The sequence below is a fragment of the Rhodococcus sp. ACS1 genome, from assembly GCF_002300155.1.
In the GTDB taxonomy this organism is placed as follows: domain Bacteria; phylum Actinomycetota; class Actinomycetes; order Mycobacteriales; family Mycobacteriaceae; genus Rhodococcus_F; species Rhodococcus_F koreensis.
The window spans coordinates 341,235-357,846 of sequence record NZ_NSDZ01000011.1 but is presented as its reverse complement, the minus strand read 5'-3'; the positions used below and the strand labels follow the sequence as shown (position 1 = coordinate 357,846).

14 protein-coding genes are annotated in these 16,612 nt (G+C 67.9%); 11 read left to right on the top strand and 3 right to left on the bottom strand.

The window, feature by feature from the left end; genetic code table 11:
* Nucleotides 1-9: 9 nt before the first annotated feature.
* Entirely contained in the window at nucleotides 10-228 is a 219-nt protein-coding gene (locus tag CJ179_RS43085; RefSeq protein WP_072943824.1) for a three-helix bundle dimerization domain-containing protein, read from the bottom strand.
* Nucleotides 229-456: 228 nt separating this feature from the next.
* On the opposite strand from CJ179_RS43085, the gene CJ179_RS43080 reads away from it, so the two are divergent.
* From CJ179_RS43080 to CJ179_RS43065, 4 genes are read left to right on the top strand one after another with little or no spacing between them, the layout of a single operon-like run.
* On the top strand, nucleotides 457-855 hold the full coding sequence (locus CJ179_RS43080) for a hypothetical protein (protein WP_095865496.1): 399 nt from the start codon (nucleotides 457-459) through the stop codon (nucleotides 853-855).
* Between the two features lie 24 nt (nucleotides 856-879).
* On the top strand, nucleotides 880-1,719 hold the full coding sequence (gene ppk2 / locus CJ179_RS43075; RefSeq protein WP_072943826.1) for a polyphosphate kinase 2: 840 nt from the start codon (nucleotides 880-882) through the stop codon (nucleotides 1,717-1,719).
* Nucleotides 1,720-1,747: 28 nt separating this feature from the next.
* Nucleotides 1,748-4,501: a cation-translocating P-type ATPase gene (locus CJ179_RS43070; protein ID WP_095865495.1), complete on the top strand. Its 2,754-nt coding sequence runs from the start codon at nucleotides 1,748-1,750 to the stop codon at nucleotides 4,499-4,501.
* A 10-nt stretch (nucleotides 4,502-4,511) separates the two neighbouring features.
* Nucleotides 4,512-6,227, top strand: a complete 1,716-nt coding sequence (locus CJ179_RS43065) for a SulP family inorganic anion transporter (protein WP_095865685.1) — start codon at nucleotides 4,512-4,514, stop codon at nucleotides 6,225-6,227.
* Nucleotides 6,228-6,232: 5 nt separating this feature from the next.
* On the opposite strand, the gene CJ179_RS43060 is transcribed toward CJ179_RS43065, so the two are convergent.
* Complete coding sequence (locus CJ179_RS43060; RefSeq protein WP_072943828.1) at nucleotides 6,233-7,207, bottom strand: GlxA family transcriptional regulator; 975 nt, start codon at nucleotides 7,205-7,207, stop codon at nucleotides 6,233-6,235.
* A gap of 71 nt (nucleotides 7,208-7,278) precedes the next feature.
* Here CJ179_RS43060 and CJ179_RS43055 point away from each other — a divergent pair, with 71 nt between their 5' ends.
* From CJ179_RS43055 to CJ179_RS43025, 7 genes are all read left to right on the top strand, one after another.
* A complete protein-coding gene (locus tag CJ179_RS43055; RefSeq protein ID WP_095865494.1) occupies nucleotides 7,279-8,589 on the top strand; it encodes an MFS transporter in 1,311 nt (436 codons plus the stop codon).
* A 50-nt stretch (nucleotides 8,590-8,639) separates the two neighbouring features.
* Nucleotides 8,640-10,490 (top strand): long-chain fatty acid--CoA ligase, encoded by a 1,851-nt coding sequence (locus CJ179_RS43050; protein WP_095865493.1) that lies wholly within the window; start codon nucleotides 8,640-8,642, stop codon nucleotides 10,488-10,490.
* A gap of 39 nt (nucleotides 10,491-10,529) precedes the next feature.
* The gene (locus CJ179_RS43045) at nucleotides 10,530-11,291 is read left to right on the top strand and encodes a MerR family transcriptional regulator (protein WP_095865492.1); all 762 of its coding nucleotides are present in this window, start codon (nucleotides 10,530-10,532) and stop codon (nucleotides 11,289-11,291) included.
* A 16-nt stretch (nucleotides 11,292-11,307) separates the two neighbouring features.
* A complete protein-coding gene (locus CJ179_RS43040) occupies nucleotides 11,308-11,697 on the top strand; it encodes a DUF5313 family protein (protein ID WP_072943834.1) in 390 nt (129 codons plus the stop codon).
* Nucleotides 11,698-11,865: 168 nt separating this feature from the next.
* The gene (locus CJ179_RS43035; RefSeq protein WP_095865491.1) at nucleotides 11,866-13,488 is read left to right on the top strand and encodes an acyl-CoA carboxylase subunit beta; all 1,623 of its coding nucleotides are present in this window, start codon (nucleotides 11,866-11,868) and stop codon (nucleotides 13,486-13,488) included.
* Nucleotides 13,485-13,784 (top strand): acyl-CoA carboxylase subunit epsilon, encoded by a 300-nt coding sequence (locus CJ179_RS43030; protein WP_095865490.1) that lies wholly within the window; start codon nucleotides 13,485-13,487, stop codon nucleotides 13,782-13,784. Before CJ179_RS43035 ends, CJ179_RS43030 begins: the two co-directional genes overlap by 4 nt.
* Before the next feature lie 26 nt (nucleotides 13,785-13,810).
* Nucleotides 13,811-15,589, top strand: coding sequence for an acetyl/propionyl/methylcrotonyl-CoA carboxylase subunit alpha (locus CJ179_RS43025; RefSeq protein WP_095865489.1), 1,779 nt, complete (start codon nucleotides 13,811-13,813; stop codon nucleotides 15,587-15,589).
* Nucleotides 15,590-15,628: 39 nt separating this feature from the next.
* On the opposite strand, the gene CJ179_RS43020 is transcribed toward CJ179_RS43025, so the two are convergent.
* The gene (locus tag CJ179_RS43020) at nucleotides 15,629-16,534 is read right to left on the bottom strand and encodes an IclR family transcriptional regulator (protein ID WP_072942838.1); all 906 of its coding nucleotides are present in this window, start codon (nucleotides 16,532-16,534) and stop codon (nucleotides 15,629-15,631) included.
* Between the last annotated feature and the right edge of the window lie 78 nt (nucleotides 16,535-16,612).

Here is a 16,612-nt window from a genome sequence, read left to right as displayed (position 1 = left end):
AGTACAAAGTCACCCGACCGATTCCGTCGCTGTCGCACGGGCGGCGAGGTCGCGCCGAGCCGCCTTCTCGACGAGAAGGGGGATGAAGTCGCGAACGCGGCTCTCCGCCAGTCGTTTGTGGACGGTGCGCACGATGTGCTCGATGTCGACCGACGAGACCGACGGGTATCGAGTGATCAGGCGCTCGATGACCTTTTCGACTTGAAGCAGTTCGTCGTCCCCCGTCATCGATCAATCGTCATCCCGGCGGGCGGCTACCGTCAAGACACGAAATGAACTCTCGAACAACGCGGTTCGGTTCCGCTCCGCGCATGTGCGGGATCCTGGAATGAATCCAGTATCCGACTCCGTCCGGAAATATCGTTTCACGACTGCGGCGGGGGTGGAACGGCGGACAATGGGGGTACCGGGCCGCCGGCTCGCGGTAGAGAACTCGCGGTAGAGAAAGGGACTGTCATGTCCGAGACATCATCGGTCAAACAGGGCGTCGCGGCAGGCACCTCGATCGGGGCAGCCATCATGCTCGTCACGGTCGGCATCATCCAGTTCTTCCAAGGGGTCGCCGCGGTCGCCGAGAACGAAGTCTTCGTCGTCGGTATCGAATACGTCTACAAGCTGGACCTGACGACGTGGGGCTGGATCCACATCGTGCTGGGCATCGTGATCCTGGGGGTCGGCCTCGCGCTGTTCACCGGAGCGGGCTGGGCGCGGGTGTCGGCGATCGTGGTCGCGGCCGTGTCGATTCTCGCCAACTTCCTGTGGCTGCCGTACTACCCGTGGTGGTCGCTGCTCATCATCGCACTCGACGTCGTCGTCATCTGGGCCGTGTCGACCTGGAAGCCGGAACAGGTCTGATCACCCGGCAAAGCGGGAGAAACCGTGGGAAAGAAGAGCAAGGACAGGGCCGGGGCCGAGCTGTCCCGGCCCGACGGCGCCGAGCCGTCCGCACCGATGAAGAACAAGGAGTACCGGCGACTCCTGAAACCCCTCCATGCCGAACTCGTCGCGCTGCAGGAGTGGGTGAAGTCATCCGGCGCGAAGGTGTGCGTCGTCTTCGAGGGCCGTGACACCGCGGGCAAGGGCGGCGTCATCAAGGCGATCACCGAACGGGTGAGCCCGCGGGTGTTCCGGGTGGTCGCGCTGCCGGCCCCCACCGAGCGCGAGAAGTCGCAGATGTATGTGCAGCGGTACCTGCCGCACCTGCCCGCCGGCGGAGAGGTCGTCATCTTCGACCGAAGTTGGTACAACCGCGCGGGGGTCGAACGGGTGCTCGGCTTCTGCACCGAGGAAGAAACGGAGCACTTCCTCCAACTGATCCCGACGGTCGAACGCTCGATCGTCGACTCGGGAGTCATCCTGCTCAAGTACTGGCTGGAAGTGAGCGAGGAACAGCAGACGATGCGCCTGCAGAGCCGGATGGACGACCCCCGGAAGTACTGGAAGCTGTCGGAGCTCGACCTGAAGTCGTACAGCCGCTGGTACGACTACTCCCGCGCGCGGGACGAGATGTTCCATCTCACCGACACCGGCTGGGCGCCGTGGTACGTCGCGATCAACGACGACAAGAAACGCGGACGGCTCAACGTCATCAGCCACTTGCTGAGCCAGGTCCCGTACGAGCCGCTGGACCGCCCCGACCTCACCCTGCCGAAGCGGCAGAAGGCGGAGGGCTATCAGGAACCGGGGCAACCCCTGCACTGGATCCCCACCCCGTACTGAGGATCCGAGCCGGAAAGGACGAGCGGTCATGGTCTCGACGGAATCCGCGCAGACGCACACGGCCTGGTACGCCCAGGACGCCGATGCCGTCGTCGCCGCGACAGCATCCGATCGGCAATCGGGCCTGACGGCCGGAGAGGTGGACGAACGGCGCCGACGGCACGGTCCCAACGAGATCGCCTCGGAGCCGGGCCCGTCCGCGTGGGCGATCGCGCTGCAACAGCTGAAGGATCTGATGAACCTGATGCTGGTCGCTGTGGCGATCGTCAGCGTCGTCATCGGCGAGGTCTCGACCGCGATCATCGTCGCGGCACTCGTCGTGCTCAACGTCGTGCTGGGCACGCGGCAGGAACTGAAGGCGCGCGCCAGCGTCGACGCGCTCGCGAAGATGCAGACACCGCAGGTGCGGGTGACCCGGGACGGGACTCTCCTGCAACTCGCCGCCACCGGCCTCGTACCGGGCGACATCGTGCAACTCGAGGCCGGCGACGTCGTCCCCGCCGACGGCCGATTGCTCACGTCGGCGACCCTCGAGACCCAGGAGGCGGCACTGACGGGTGAGAGCGCACCCGTCCCGAAGGACACCCAGACCCTCGGCGCCGCCGACGTGCCCCTCGGCGACCGCAGCAACATGGTCTTCCAGAACACGTCGGTCACCCGGGGCACCGCGACCATGGTGGTCACCGAAACCGGAATGAACACCCAGATGGGCCAGATCGCGTCGATGCTGTCGGCCGTCGCGCCGAGCAAGTCTCCGCTTCAGCGCGAACTGAATTCGCTCACCAAGGTGCTCGGCATCATCGCGTGGACGGCGGTCGCGCTCATCGTGATCCTCGGGGTGATCCGCGGACAGAGCCTGACGACGGTGCTGCTGCTGGGCATCTCCATGGGAGTGTCCGCGATCCCGACCGGCCTGCCCACGTTCGTGCAGGCGATGCTGGCCTTCGGTGCCCGTCAACTGGCCGAGGCGAAAGCCGTCGTGAAGAACCTCACCGACGTCGAGACCCTCGGCGCCACCAGCGCGATCAACTCGGACAAGACCGGCACGCTGACGATGAACCAGATGACCGTCCGGTCGCTGTACTTCCACGGCCGGTGGTACACCGTCGACGGCGAGGGATACAGCAAGACGGGCCGGATCACCCAGACCGCAGGCGAGGCCGCCCCCGACTTCACCCTGCTCGCCTACGGGCTGTGCCTCGACAGCGACGCCACCGTCTCCGACACCGGTGACGTCGTCGGCGATCCGACGGAGGCCGCGCTGGTCGTGCTCGCGGCCAAGATCGGCGTCGACGCTCCGCTCACCCGGCGCACGTATCCCCGCATCGCGGAAGTGCCGTTCGACTCCGCGTACAAGTTCATGGCGACGTTCCACCACCTCCAGGTCGACGGCAGCACCCAGTTCGTCGAACTCGTCAAGGGCGGCCCCGACGTGGTCCTCGCCCGCTGCGCCACCGCCTTCCTGCCGGGCAGGCACGCGGTGCCACTCGACCAGGTCCGGGACGAACTGACCGCGGCGAACCGGGAGTTGTCCGAGAAGGGTCTCCGCGTGCTGGCGTTCGCCGCCCGCAGGCTCGACGGGCAGGAGGACGCCGCGGCGGCCGACCCCATGTCGTTCGTCGAGGACCTCACGTTCGTCGGGATGGTCGGCATCATCGACCCGCTGCGGCCGGAGGCGATCGACGCCGTGCGCACCGCCCACGCAGCAGGTATCGAGGTTCGCATGATCACCGGCGACCACGCGATCACGGCGTCGGCGATCGGCGCCGAACTCGGCCTCGGTCCCGGCGCGATCGGCGGTCCCGAACTCCAGGCCATGACGGACGAGGACCTCACTGCGGCCCTCCCGCGCCTGCACGTGTTCGGCCGCGTGACCCCACAGGACAAGCTCCGTCTCGCCGACATCATGCAGCGGAGCGGCGCGGTCGTGGCGATGACCGGCGACGCCGTCAACGACGCCGCCGCACTGAAGAAGGCCGACATCGGCGTCGCCATGGGTTCGGGCAGCGAGGTGACGAAACAGGCGGGCAAAATGGTGCTCACCGACGACAACTTCGGAACCCTGATCACCGCGATCCGACTGGGCCGCAACATCTACGAAAAGATCGTGTCGTACATCCGGTACCAGATGTCGAAACTGTTCTCGCTGGTTCTGCTGTTCCTCGTGGCGAGCATCTTCGACATCAACGACGGGGTCGCGCTCACCCCGCTCATGGTGTTGTTCCAGCACTTCTTCATCACGCTGTTCCCCGTCGCGGTCATCATGCTCGATCCGGCGCCGCCGGACCTGATGAACAAGCCGCCCCGCGACCAGCACACGCCGATCGCCAACAAGACGGCGTTCGGGCAGTGGCTGGCGTACGGCATCCTGCAGTTCGCCGTCACCCTCGCCGCGATGCTGCTCGCACCGGGCGACATGAGCACGACCGAGGCGAGCGTTCCTATGACGACGGCATTCGTGGTGCTGTCGCTCGGGTCGATTCTCGCCGGACTCGTCATGCGGCGCGACCCGGAATCGGGCCTCACCCCACCGATCCTCGGCGCACTGAAGATCCTGTCGATCCCGGTCGTCGTCACCGTGTTCGCGGTCGAAATCGGCTTCCTCCAGGACCTCCTCATGACCACGTCGCTGACCGGTGGGCAGTGGCTCGCCTGCCTCGGGTGGTCGCTGATCATCCCGGTGGTCGTGGAGGCGGAGAAGGCTCTGCGCCGCAGGCGGCACGCGCGTCCGATCACTCCGATCTCCGCGGCAGCCGCGGTCGACCCGCAGCGTGCGCGCTGAGGCCGGCACCATGTCCTGGACAGGAGGCCTCGCGCAGTTGCCCGGGATCGTGACGGCACGGGCGTACCGCCGCGAGTGGCTGCGACCCGACATCACCGCCGGACTCGTCCTCACCGCGCTCCTCATCCCCGCCGGGATGGGATACGCGGAGGCCGCCGGGTTGCCCGCCTACGCCGGGCTGTACGCCACCATCGTCCCGCTCCTCGCGTACGCGGTGGTGGGCCCGTCGAAAATCCTTGTTCTCGGACCTGATTCGTCGCTCGCGCCGCTCATCGCCGCGGCAGTCCTGCCCCTCGCCGTCACCGACGATCCGGAGAGCGCCCTGGCCCTCGCAGGCATCCTGGGCGTCCTCATGGGCCTCATCCTCCTGGTCGGCGGGTTCCTGCATCTCGGCTTCGTGACCGAACTGCTGTCGAAGCCCATCCGGCTCGGGTACCTGAATGCGATCGCGTTGATCGTCGTCGTCGGCCAGTTACCCAAACTGCTCGGGTTCGACGTCGACGCGTCCGGACTCATCGGGGAGATCGGCGGGATCGGAAAGGCGGTGTTCGGGGGCGACATCGACCCCGTCGCCGCCGCGGTGGGTCTCGGCTCCCTCGCCGTCATCGTGGCGTTCCGCATCTGGATTCCCCGCATCCCGGGCGTTCTGGTGGCGGTGGTCGGGGCGATGATCCTGTCGGCCGCGCTCGGGCTGACCGACGACATCGGGATGGTCGGCGCCCTCCCCGCGGGCCTGCCGCTGCCGTCGTTCGGCGGCGTCGACTGGGGCGACGTGGGACAACTCGTCGGACCGGCCGCCGGAATCGCCCTGATCGCGTTCGCCGACACGGGCGTGCTCTCGCGCACGTTCGCCGCCCGCCGCGGCGAAGATGTGAACGGCAGCACCGAGATGAAGGCGGTCGGCGTCGCCAACATCGCGGGCGGGCTGTTCGGCGGCTTCCCGATCTCGGCCAGCGGGTCCCGCACGCCGGTGGCCGAACAGAGTGGCGCCCGCACGCAATTGGCGTGCGTCGTCGGCGCCGTCGCGGTGCTGGTCTTCGTCCTCATCGCCCCCGGTGTCACCGCCTACCTCCCCGACGCGACGCTGGGCGCCGTGGTGATCGTCGCGGCCACGGCGCTGGTGGACGTGGACGGCATGGTCCGCATGTGGCGGATGAGCAGCGTGGAATTCGGGCTCGCCGTCGCCGCGTTCCTCGGGGTCGCCCTGGTCGGTGTGCTGCAGGGCATCCTCGTCGCGATCGGCCTGTCGTTCGTCGCCGTGGTCGCGCAGGCCTGGCAGCCGTACCGCACCGAACTCGTCCGGACGGCGGACCGGCCGGGCTTCCACGACGTCGAACGCCACCCCGGCGGGGACCGCATCCCCGGACTGGTGCTGGTGCGCTTCGACGCCCCCCTGTTCTTCGCGAACGGTGAGATCTTCGACGAGTACGTGCGTTCGGTGGTGGCGGAGGCGCCGACACCGGTCGAGTGGGTCGTGATCGCCGCCGAGCCGATCACCGGACTCGACACCACCGCCGTCGACGAACTCGTCGACCTCGACACCTACCTCGAAGGCAAGGGAATCCAGCTGGCGTTCGCGGAGATGAAGGGCCCGATCAAGGATCGGCTCATCCGGTTCGGGGTGGGCGACAGGTTCGACGCCACGCACTTCTACCCGACCATCGACTCCGCGGTGGAGGCATTCCGCGACCGGGCCGAAAGCGCCGGGGATCCGGCCGAAGACTGACTCGTTCAGACGGCCTGGCCTCGAAAGGTTCTGCGATACGCCGACGGCGGAACCCCCAGCACCGCACCCATGTGCTGCCGCAGGGAGGTGCCGGTTCCGAACCCGACCTCACGGGCGATGACGTCGACGGACAGGTCGGTGGTCTCGAGGAGTTCGCGCGCACGGTCGACCCGGCGGGTGGTCAGCCAGCGGTTCGGGGTGGTGCCGACCTCCTCGCCGAAGCGCCGGGTGAACGTGCGGACGCTCATGTTCGCGTGCGCCGCCAACCGGTTCAGCGCCAGCGGTTCGCCGAGGCGATGCAGCGCCCACTCGCGGGTCGCCGCCGTCGACTCCGACGTGGTCTCCGGGATCGGCCGCTCGATGTACTGGGCCTGCCCGCCGTCGCGCCACGGTGGGACGACGCATCGGCGCGCCACCCGGTTGGCGACGTCCGACCCGTGATCGCGGCGCACGATGTGCAGGCAGAGGTCGAGTCCGGCGGCGACGCCCGCCGAGGTGAGGATGTGGCCCTCGTCGACGAACAGCACGTCGGGGTCGACCCGGACCTGCGGATACGTGCGCTGGAAGTGCTCGGTGTTGCGCCAGTGGGTGGTGGCGCGCAGGCCGTCGAGCAACCCCGCCGCGGCGAGAATGTACGAACCGGTGCAGATCGAGACGTACCGCGTGCCGGGCCGGACGAATGCGAGGGCCCGCTCGAGGTCGGCGGGCAGATGGCCTTCGTCGTACGCCGGGCCGAGTTCGTAGGACGCGGGGATCACGACCGTGTCGGCCTCGGCCAGCAACTCCGGGCCGTGGTCGACGGACACCGAGAAGTCGGCGTCCGAGCGGACCGGCCGTCCGTCGGCCGTGCACGTCTGCACGTCGTACAGCAGATTCCCGGCGGCGTCGTGCGCCCGTCCGAAGACCCGCGACGGGATGCCGAGTTCGAACGGGATCACACCGTCCAGGGCGAGCACGACCACACGATGACGAACGACCATGGCCAGATTCTTTCATATGTTGTCATTCCGGCAACTGTTCCGGCGCGGCGCCGTCCCGCAGACTTACCGTCGTGACGTCCGACATCGCGCCCCCGGCACCTCCTGCCCAGACGGCCCCGCCGCGCCTGCACTACGCCTGGCTCGTCGCGGCCGTCGCGTTCCTCGCCCTCGTGGGAGCCGCCAGCTTCCGGGCGGCGCCCTCGATCCTGATCGACCCCCTGCACGAGGACTTCGGCTGGTCACGGGCGAGCATCTCGTCCGCCGTGTCGATCAACCTGGTGCTCTACGGGCTGACGTCGCCATTCGCGGCGGCGCTCATGGAACGCTTCGGCATGCGCCGGGTGGTCACCGCCGCGCTGGTCCTGGTGTCCGCCGGCAGCGGACTGACCGTCTTCATGACCGCCACCTGGCAACTCGTACTGCTGTGGGGTGTGCTCGTCGGTCTCGGCACCGGCTCGATGGCGCTCGCCTTCGTCGCCACCGTCGTCGACCGCTGGTTCGTCGCCCGCCGCGGCCTCGTCACCGGCATCCTCACCGCAGGCAGCGCCGCCGGACAGCTGGTGTTCCTGCCGATCCTCGCGATGGTCGCCGAGCACTACAACTGGCAGACCGTGGCGCTGACGGTGTCGTTCGCCGCCCTCGCCGTCGTGCCGCTGGTGCTCGTGTTCCTGCGCAACCGGCCGTCGGACGTCGGGACGGTCCCGTACGGCGCCGGGCCCGACTACGTCGCGGAACCACCCGCCCCGACCGGTCGCGGCGGCGCCGCGGGCCGGGCCGTGACGGTGCTGCTGTCGGCGGCGCGGACCCGAGTGTTCTGGTTGCTGGCCGGCACGTTCGCGATCTGCGGGGCCAGCACCAACGGACTCGTCGGCACCCACTTCGTCCCGGCCGCGCACGACCACGGCATGCCGGTGACGGCGGCGGCGACCCTGCTGGCGGTGATCGGGATCTTCGACGTGATCGGCACCATCGCGTCGGGCTGGTTCACCGACCGGTTCGATTCACGCAAGCTCCTCGGCATCTACTACGTGCTGCGCGGAATCTCGCTGATGCTGCTGCCGATCCTGTTCGCGAACACCGTGCACCCGCCGATGATCGCGTTCGTCATCTTCTACGGCCTCGACTGGGTGGCGACCGTGCCCCCGACCGTCGCGCTGTGCCGCAAACACTTCGGCGGCGACGCCCCCATCGTGTTCGGCTGGGTGCTGGCGTCCCACCAGATCGGCGCCGGCCTCGTGGCATTCCTCGCGGGACTGGTGCGCGACCAGTTCGGCGGCTACGACGCCGCGTTCTACGTCGCGGGCGGGCTGTGCGCGATCGCGGCCGTGATGTCTCTGGCCATCGTCGCGAAGCCGCGCACGGTGGCGCCCGGGATCGGTTGACCTGCGCCGAAACCACTCCCCGGAGCGCCCCCGGTTCCTAAGATCGGTACATGGCAGCTCAGCGCGCGTCGGACGAGGTCATTGACCGCTCCAAGATCGAGAATCGGGCTCCGTCGGTAGCCGCACTGTTCGTGGATCGGGTGGCCCACTCACCCGGTCGCGAAGCGTTCCGATACGTCGACCCGGACGACCCGACCATGTGGGCCAGCGTCACCTGGTCCGAGGCGGGCGACCGGGTGCGCAACCTCGCGGCCGGTCTCATCGTCCTCGGCGTGCAGGCCGAGCAGCGCGTCGCGCTGGCCTCCGCCACCCGCTACGAATGGGTGCTCGCCGACCTGGCCGTGATGTGCGCAGGCGCGGCCACCACCACCGTGTATCCCACCACCACGGCCGCCGACGTCGCCTACATCGTCGCGAACTCGGGCAGCCGCGTCGTCTTCGCCGAGGACGACGCGCAGCTCGCCAAGCTGCGCGAGAACCGCAGCGAACTCGGCGACGTCGAGAAGGTCGTCCTGATCGACGGCACCGCCGGAGACGACGACTGGGTCATCACGTTCGACCAGCTACACGACCTCGGCGAAGAACTGCTGGCCGAGACACCCGACGCCGTGCACGACCGCATCGAGGCGATCGACCCCGACGACCTCGCCACCCTGATCTACACGTCGGGCACCACCGGCAGGCCGAAGGGTGTGCGACTGTCGCACTCGGCGTGGACGTACGAGGCCGCCGCGATCGACGCCACCGGCATCCTCGACGCCGACGACCTGCAATACCTCTGGCTCCCGCTGTCCCACGTGTTCGGAAAGGTCCTGCTCACGCTGCCGCTGCAGATCGGTTTCGCGACGGCGGTCGACGGTCGCGTAGACAAGATCGTCGAGAACCTCGCGGTCGTCCAACCCACGTTCATGGGCGCCGCCCCCCGCATCTTCGAGAAGGCGTACGCGCGGATCGTCTCCACCGTCCGCGAGGAGGGCGGGCCGAAGGAGAAGATCTTCGACTGGGCCATCGGCGTCGGCCTGCGGGTGTCGAAGGCGAAGCAGGCCGGCAAGGGCACGTCGCTGCTCGACTCGGTGCAGCACGCCGTCGCGGATCGGCTGGTGTACAGCACGATTCGCGAACGCTTCGGCGGACGCCTGAAGTTCTTCATCTCCGGGTCCGCGGCACTCAATCGTGATGTCGCGCAATGGTTCGACGCCGTCGGCATCGTCGTCCTCGAAGGGTACGGACTGTCCGAGACCAGCGCCGCCTCGTTCGTCAACCGCCCGTCGGCATACCAGTTCGGCACCGTCGGCTGGCCCATCCCGGGCACCGAGACCCGGATCGCCGACGACGGCGAAATCCTCATCAAGGGTCCGGGCGTCATGAGCGGGTACCACGAGAACCCCGAAGCCACAGCCGAAGCGCTCACCGACGAGGGCTGGTTCCACACCGGCGACATCGGCGAACTCGACGACAAGGGCTACCTGCGGATCACCGACCGCAAGAAGGACATGTTCAAGACGTCCAACGGCAAATACGTCGCACCGTCCGCGCTGGCGGCCACGTTCAAAGGCATCTGCCCCTACGTCGGTGAACTCATCGTCGACGGCGAAGGGAAGTCGTACTGCGTCGCCCTGATCTCCCTCGACGCCGAATCGATCGAAGAATGGGCGAAGAACAACAACCTGGGCGGCAAATCTCTCGCCGAGATCGCCAACGCCCAGGAGACCCGCAACCTGATCGGCGGCTACGTCGAGGAACTCAACGCCGGACTGAACCGGTGGGAACAGATCAAGAAGTTCCGCATCCTCGAACGGGAACTCACCGTCGAGAACGGCGAGATCACCCCGAGCATGAAACTCAAGCGCAAGGTCGTGATGACCAACTTCTCCGGCGAACTGGAAAATCTCTACACCTGAGTTGACCCTCACGCGACGTAAGGCTGCACGGTAGAGGACGTGAGCGAGAAACACACGGTCGGCGTGGTCGCCAGACTGGTCGGAGTGAGTGTGCGCACCCTGCACCACTACGACGAGATCGGCCTGGTGACCCCGTCCGACCGCACCCCCGGTGGGTACCGCAGCTATTCGGACGCCGACGTGGAACGTCTGCACCGCGTACTGACGTACCGCGAACTGGGATTCCCCCTCGAGGAGATCGCAGCCCTCCTCGACGACCCGGACGTCGATGCCCTCGCGCATCTACGGCGACAGCACGCGTTGCTGAGCGAACGGATCGATCGCTTACACGAGATGGCTGCAGCCGTGGAGAAGATGATGGAGGCGAAAAGCATGGGCATTCAACTCACCCCCGAAGAGCAGAACGACATCTTCGGCGACAACTGGCCGGGCGAGGAGTACGCGGCCGAGGCCGAGGAGCGGTGGGGCGACACAGACGCGTGGAAGCAGTCCCAGAAGCGCACCGCGAAGATGAGCAAGGACGACTGGAAACGCATCAAGGCCGAGGGCGACGCGGTCGAAGCCGCACTCGCACAGGCGATGACCGACGGCGTCGAACCCGGATCCGATCGGGCCAACGCACTCGCCGAGCAGCACCGCGCCGGCATCGAGCGGTTCTACGACTGCGATCACGCGATGCAGGTGAACCTCGCCGAGATGTACCTCGCCGACGACCGCTTCCGCAGGCACTACGACGACGTCGCCCCGGGCCTGGCGCAGTACGTGCGGGACGTCATCGTCGCGAATGCGGAAAAGCAGTAGCACTATCCTGAAATGCATGTCCGATTCGCAGCGTCCCAGTCCCAGTCAGTACGTCGGGTATCTGTTCGGTCGGACGCTGCCGGATTCGATGCAGGACTGGGTCCGCAACGACCTCGTCGGGCCGGGCGCCTCGGTGCGGTACGTCCTCCGTTTCATGCTTCCCGTCGCGGCGGTGCTGGCGTTGTTCCTCCTCATCCCCGGTCCGATCTGGATTCCGCTGGCGATGATGGCCCTGCTGCTGCTCCCGCTGCTCTACTTTGCGGTCGCGCTGATGAACATCTACCGTCGCCACCGTCTGCTCAGCCACGGCCTCGATCCGGACCTCGTCGGCGAGAAAGCGCAGCGCCGCGCCGACCGCACACGCGAGGACTACGAACGCCGCCACGGCCGCACCGAGGACCGGTAGCAGCAGCGTGACGCATCACACCCTCTCGTCGAGAGTGATGCAGCGCACGTGAACGATCGATAAGTAATGCGTTAAAGTGGCGGCGTCCGAGTGGGTACTCCCACGAACCGCGTACCCCACAGGGTTCAGCGCAGGTTCCGACAGCCTCGACGGGAAGAGCAGTCATAGATGACAGTCACAGATTCGGCGGTCACGCCCGATATTCACACGACGGCGGGAAAGCTCGCCGACCTGCGTAATCGTCAGGCCGAGGCGCAGCACCCGAGCGGTGAAGCAGCGGTCGACAAGGTCCACGCCAAGGGCAAGCTCACCGCCCGCGAACGCATCACCGCGTTGTTGGACGAGGGCTCCTTCGTCGAACTCGACGCCCTCGCCCGCCACCGCTCGGTGAACTTCGGCCTCGCCGACAACCGCCCCGTCGGCGACGGCGTCGTCACCGGCTACGGCACCGTCGACGGCCGCGACGTCTGCGTGTTCTCCCAGGACGCCACCGTCTTCGGCGGCTCCCTCGGCGAAATCTACGGCGAAAAAATCGTCAAGGTCATGGACCTCGCCCTCAAAACCGGGCGCCCCCTGATCGGCATCAACGAAGGCGCCGGCGCCCGCATCCAGGAAGGCGTCGTCTCCCTCGGCCTCTACGGCGAAATCTTCCACCGCAACGTCCAGGCCTCCGGCGTCATCCCCCAGATCTCCCTGATCATGGGCCCCGCCGCCGGCGGCCACGTCTACTCCCCCGCCCTCACCGACTTCGTCGTCATGGTCGACCAGACCTCCCAGATGTTCGTCACCGGCCCCGACGTCATCAAGACCGTCACCGGCGAAGACGTCACCATGGAAGACCTCGGTGGCGCGCACACCCACATGGTCAAGTCCGGCGTCGCCCACTACGTCGCCTCCGGCGAACAGGACGCCCTCGACTACGTCAAGGACCTCCTCTCCTACCTGCCCAGCAACAATCAGGCCGCCGCCCCCCGAATGCTGCCCACCGACCCGATCACCGGAGCCATCGAGGACTCCCTCACCGCCGAGGACCTCGAACTCGACACCCTGATCCCGGACTCGGCGAACCAGCCCTACGACATGCACGAGGTCATCCGCCGCATCCTCGACGACGACGAATTCCTCGAGGTCCAGGCCGAACGCGCCGGCAACATCGTCGTCGGCTTCGGCCGCGTCGACGGCCGCTCCGTCGGCATCGTCGCCAACCAGCCCACCGTCTTCGCCGGCTGCCTCGACATCGACGCCTCCGAAAAAGCCGCCCGCTTCGTGCGCACCTGCGACGCGTTCAACGTCCCGATCATCACCCTCGTCGACGTCCCCGGCTTCCTGCCCGGCACCGACCAGGAATACAACGGCATCATCCGCCGCGGCGCCAAACTCCTGTACGCCTACGGCGAGGCCACCGTCGGCAAGATCACCGTCATCACCCGCAAGGCCTACGGCGGCGCCTACGACGTGATGGGCTCCAAGCACATGGGCGCCGACGTCAACCTGGCCTGGCCCACCGCCCAGATCGCCGTGATGGGCGCCTCCGGCGCCGTCGGGTTCGTCTACCGCAAACGCCTGCTCGAGGCCGCCAAGAACGGTGACGACGTCGACGCGCTGCGCCTGCAACTGCAACAGGAGTACGAGGACACCCTCGTCAACCCGTACGTCGCCGCCGAACGCGGCTACGTCGACGCCGTCATCCCCCCGTCCCACACCCGCGGGCAGATCGTGGCCGCCCTGCGCCTGCTCGAACGCAAAATGGTCACCCTCCCGCCCAAGAAGCATGGGAACATCCCGCTATGAGCGGCGGCGAATCATTCGGCACCTTGACCGCGGAACTGGCGGTCGACGAGGTGCTCGACGAGATCGCGCTGGGCTCCGGCATCGCCGAAGAGCCGCCGGCGGCGCCGGCCGTGACGTTCTCGGGCAACCCGAGCGACACGGACATCGCCGCGGTGCTCGCAGTGTTCGCTGCGATCGCCTCGTCCGGTTCCGCGGCGGAAACGCCCGCGTCCGATGACGATTCGTGGGGCACCCCCGCCCTCATTCTGCGTCGGCAAGTAGCCGCCGCTGCCGTCCTGGTCAACGCAGGCTACTGAAACTGTAGAAAAGGGAAGACATTTCGATGAGTAGTGCACGTATTTCCAAGGTGCTCGTCGCGAACCGCGGTGAGATCGCAGTGCGGGTGATCCGGGCCGCCGCCGACGCCGGCCTGGCCAGCGTCGCCGTCTACGCCGAACCCGACGCCGACGCCCCGTTCGTGCGCCTGGCCGACGAAGCCTTCGCCCTCGGCGGACAGACCTCCGCCGAGTCCTACCTGGTGTTCGACAAAATCCTCGACGCCGCCGCCAAGTCCGGCGCCGACGCCATCCACCCCGGCTACGGCTTCCTCTCCGAAAACGCCGACTTCGCCCAGGCCGTGATCGACGCCGGCCTGATCTGGATCGGCCCCTCCCCACAATCGATCCGCGATCTCGGCGACAAGGTCACCGCCCGCCACATCGCCGAAAAGGCGAAGGCCCCGATGGCCGCCGGCACCAAGGACCCCGTCCGCAACGCCGACGAGGTCGTCGCCTTCGCGAAGGAATACGGCGTCCCCGTCGCCATCAAGGCCGCCTTCGGCGGCGGCGGCCGCGGCATGAAGGTCGCGCACACCATCGAGGAAATCCCCGAACTGTTCGACTCCGCCACCCGCGAGGCCGTCGCCGCGTTCGGCCGCGGCGAATGCTTCGTCGAACAGTATCTGGACAAGGCCCGGCACGTCGAAGCGCAGGTCATCGCCGACCAGCACGGCAACGTCATCGTCGCCGGCACCCGCGACTGCTCCCTGCAACGCCGCTTCCAGAAACTCGTCGAGGAGGCCCCCGCCCCGTTCCTCACCGACGACCAACGCAACCGCATCCACAGCTCCGCCAAGGCCATCTGCACAGAGGCCGGCTACTACGGCGCCGGCACCGTCGAATACCTCGTCCAGGGCGACACCGTCTCCTTCCTCGAGGTCAACACCCGCCTGCAGGTCGAACACCCCGTCACCGAGGAAACCGCCGGCATCGACCTGGTGCTGCAACAGTTCAAGATCGCCAACGGCGACCACCTCGACATCCTCGAGGACCCCACCCCCCGCGGCCACGCCTTCGAATTCCGCATCAACGGTGAGGACGCCGGCCGCGGCTTCCTGCCCGCCCCCGGACCGGTCACCAAGTTCGTGCCCCCCACCGGCCCCGGCGTCCGGATGGACTCCGGCGTCGAAACCGGATCCGTGATCGGCGGCCAGTTCGACTCCATGCTCGCCAAGCTGATCGTCACCGGCGCCACCCGCGACGAAGCCCTCGCCCGGGCCCGCCGCGCCCTCGCCGAATTCCAGGTCGAAGGCCTGGCCACCGTCATCCCGTTCCACCGGGCCATCGTCTCCGACCCCGCCTTCATCGGCGACGGCACCTCATTCGACGTCTACACCAAGTGGATCGAAACCGAATGGGACAACCAGATCGAACCCTTCACCGGCGCAGCCCCGCTCGACGACGAGGACACCCTGCCCCGGCAGAACGTCGTCGTCGAGGTCGGCGGCCGCCGCGTCGAGGTGTCGCTGCCCGGCCAGTTCACCCTCGGCACCGGCGGCGCCCCGGCCGGGGCGGCCCGTAAGAAGCCCAAGGCCCGCACCCGCGGCGGCGCCGCCGGCGGCGCCGCATCCGGTGACGCCGTCACCGCCCCCATGCAGGGCACCGTCGTCAAGGTCGCCGTCGAAGAAGGACAGCAAGTCGAAGAGGGCGACCTCATCGCCGTCCTCGAGGCCATGAAAATGGAAAACCCCGTCAACGCCCACAAGGCCGGCACCGTCACCGGCCTCGCCGTCGAACCCGGCTCCGCCATCACCCAGGGCACCGTCCTCGCCGAGCTCAAGTAGCTCGTGAGTACTTGTTAACCGCCCGCGGTTAACAAGTACTCACGGGTGGCGGCCGTGCATGGCGGTCGTCACCCGGGCCGCGGCGTCGCGGACCAGTTCACCAATTTCCGCCGTGCGCACCCCCGACATCGGCCGGGACGCATCGGCGACGCACAGCACGACCGCCGGTTCGCCGTCGCGGTCGAACGCCGCCGCGTTGATCGACAGCGGCTGGTAGCTGCCCTCCGGGTCGATGTCACCGACCACCGCATCCGCCGACAGCAGTTTGCGCGCCTCCCGCAGCGCGACGGTCGAGCGGTGCCCTCCCACTCCGCGACCGCGCAGTTCCGACACCGCGTCCGCCAGCGAATGCTGTTGCTGCTGCATGCATTCCATCGCGTATCCGCGCTCCCGAACGAGCGCGAGAGCCGGCTCGTACGTCGCGCGCAGCACGTCCACGTCGACACCCAGGCTCTGCCCGCCGAGGGCATACCACTCGTCGCGCTGCTCCTGCGGATACCAGGCCGCGATCCCCGAACCGATCGGCGGCACCAGCAGCACCTTGTCGCCGAGGCGCAACCCGAGGGTTCCCCGGCGCCCGCCGACCGGTTGCACCACCTCCGCCACCACCACGTCGCTTCCCGATTGCACGAACGCGATGGACGCCATGTCGGACGCGTCGGCCAGTTCGTGCATCACCGACCGCGCGAGATCGACGACGTCCGTGGCTGCCTCCGCTGCCCGCCCGACCGGGATCAGCGCGGGACCGAGTCGGTAGGTCTTGCGGGTGGGGTGCCGAATCAGCCAGCCGGCCTCGGTCAGTGCGACGACCATCGGATAGCAGGTGGCCTTCGCGACGCCGAGGTGCCGGGCGATGTCGGCGAGGCTCCGGGGCGTCTCCGGCTCGTCGGCGAGGAGTTCCGTCAGCATCACGATGCGGTCGGTCTGGGGTGAATTTCGTGCCATGTGTTTGCATAATGCCACTCTGGTGTCGCACTGTGACAGGGGATACAGTCGAGCCATCTGAACGATCGCTAAATTGCC

Coding starts and splice junctions, on each gene's coding strand:
- CJ179_RS43085 (WP_072943824.1), bottom strand. CDS start 228: ATGACGGGGGACGACGAACTGCTTCAAGTCGAAAAGGTCATCGAGCGC.
- CJ179_RS43080 (WP_095865496.1), top strand. CDS start 457: ATGTCCGAGACATCATCGGTCAAACAGGGCGTCGCGGCAGGCACCTCG.
- CJ179_RS43070 (WP_095865495.1), top strand. CDS start 1,748: ATGGTCTCGACGGAATCCGCGCAGACGCACACGGCCTGGTACGCCCAG.
- CJ179_RS43065 (WP_095865685.1), top strand. CDS start 4,512: ATGTCCTGGACAGGAGGCCTCGCGCAGTTGCCCGGGATCGTGACGGCA.
- CJ179_RS43060 (WP_072943828.1), bottom strand. CDS start 7,207: ATGGTCGTTCGTCATCGTGTGGTCGTGCTCGCCCTGGACGGTGTGATC.
- CJ179_RS43050 (WP_095865493.1), top strand. CDS start 8,640: ATGGCAGCTCAGCGCGCGTCGGACGAGGTCATTGACCGCTCCAAGATC.
- CJ179_RS43040 (WP_072943834.1), top strand. CDS start 11,308: ATGTCCGATTCGCAGCGTCCCAGTCCCAGTCAGTACGTCGGGTATCTG.
- CJ179_RS43035 (WP_095865491.1), top strand. CDS start 11,866: ATGACAGTCACAGATTCGGCGGTCACGCCCGATATTCACACGACGGCG.
- CJ179_RS43030 (WP_095865490.1), top strand. CDS start 13,485: ATGAGCGGCGGCGAATCATTCGGCACCTTGACCGCGGAACTGGCGGTC.
- CJ179_RS43025 (WP_095865489.1), top strand. CDS start 13,811: ATGAGTAGTGCACGTATTTCCAAGGTGCTCGTCGCGAACCGCGGTGAG.
- CJ179_RS43020 (WP_072942838.1), bottom strand. CDS start 16,534: ATGGCACGAAATTCACCCCAGACCGACCGCATCGTGATGCTGACGGAA.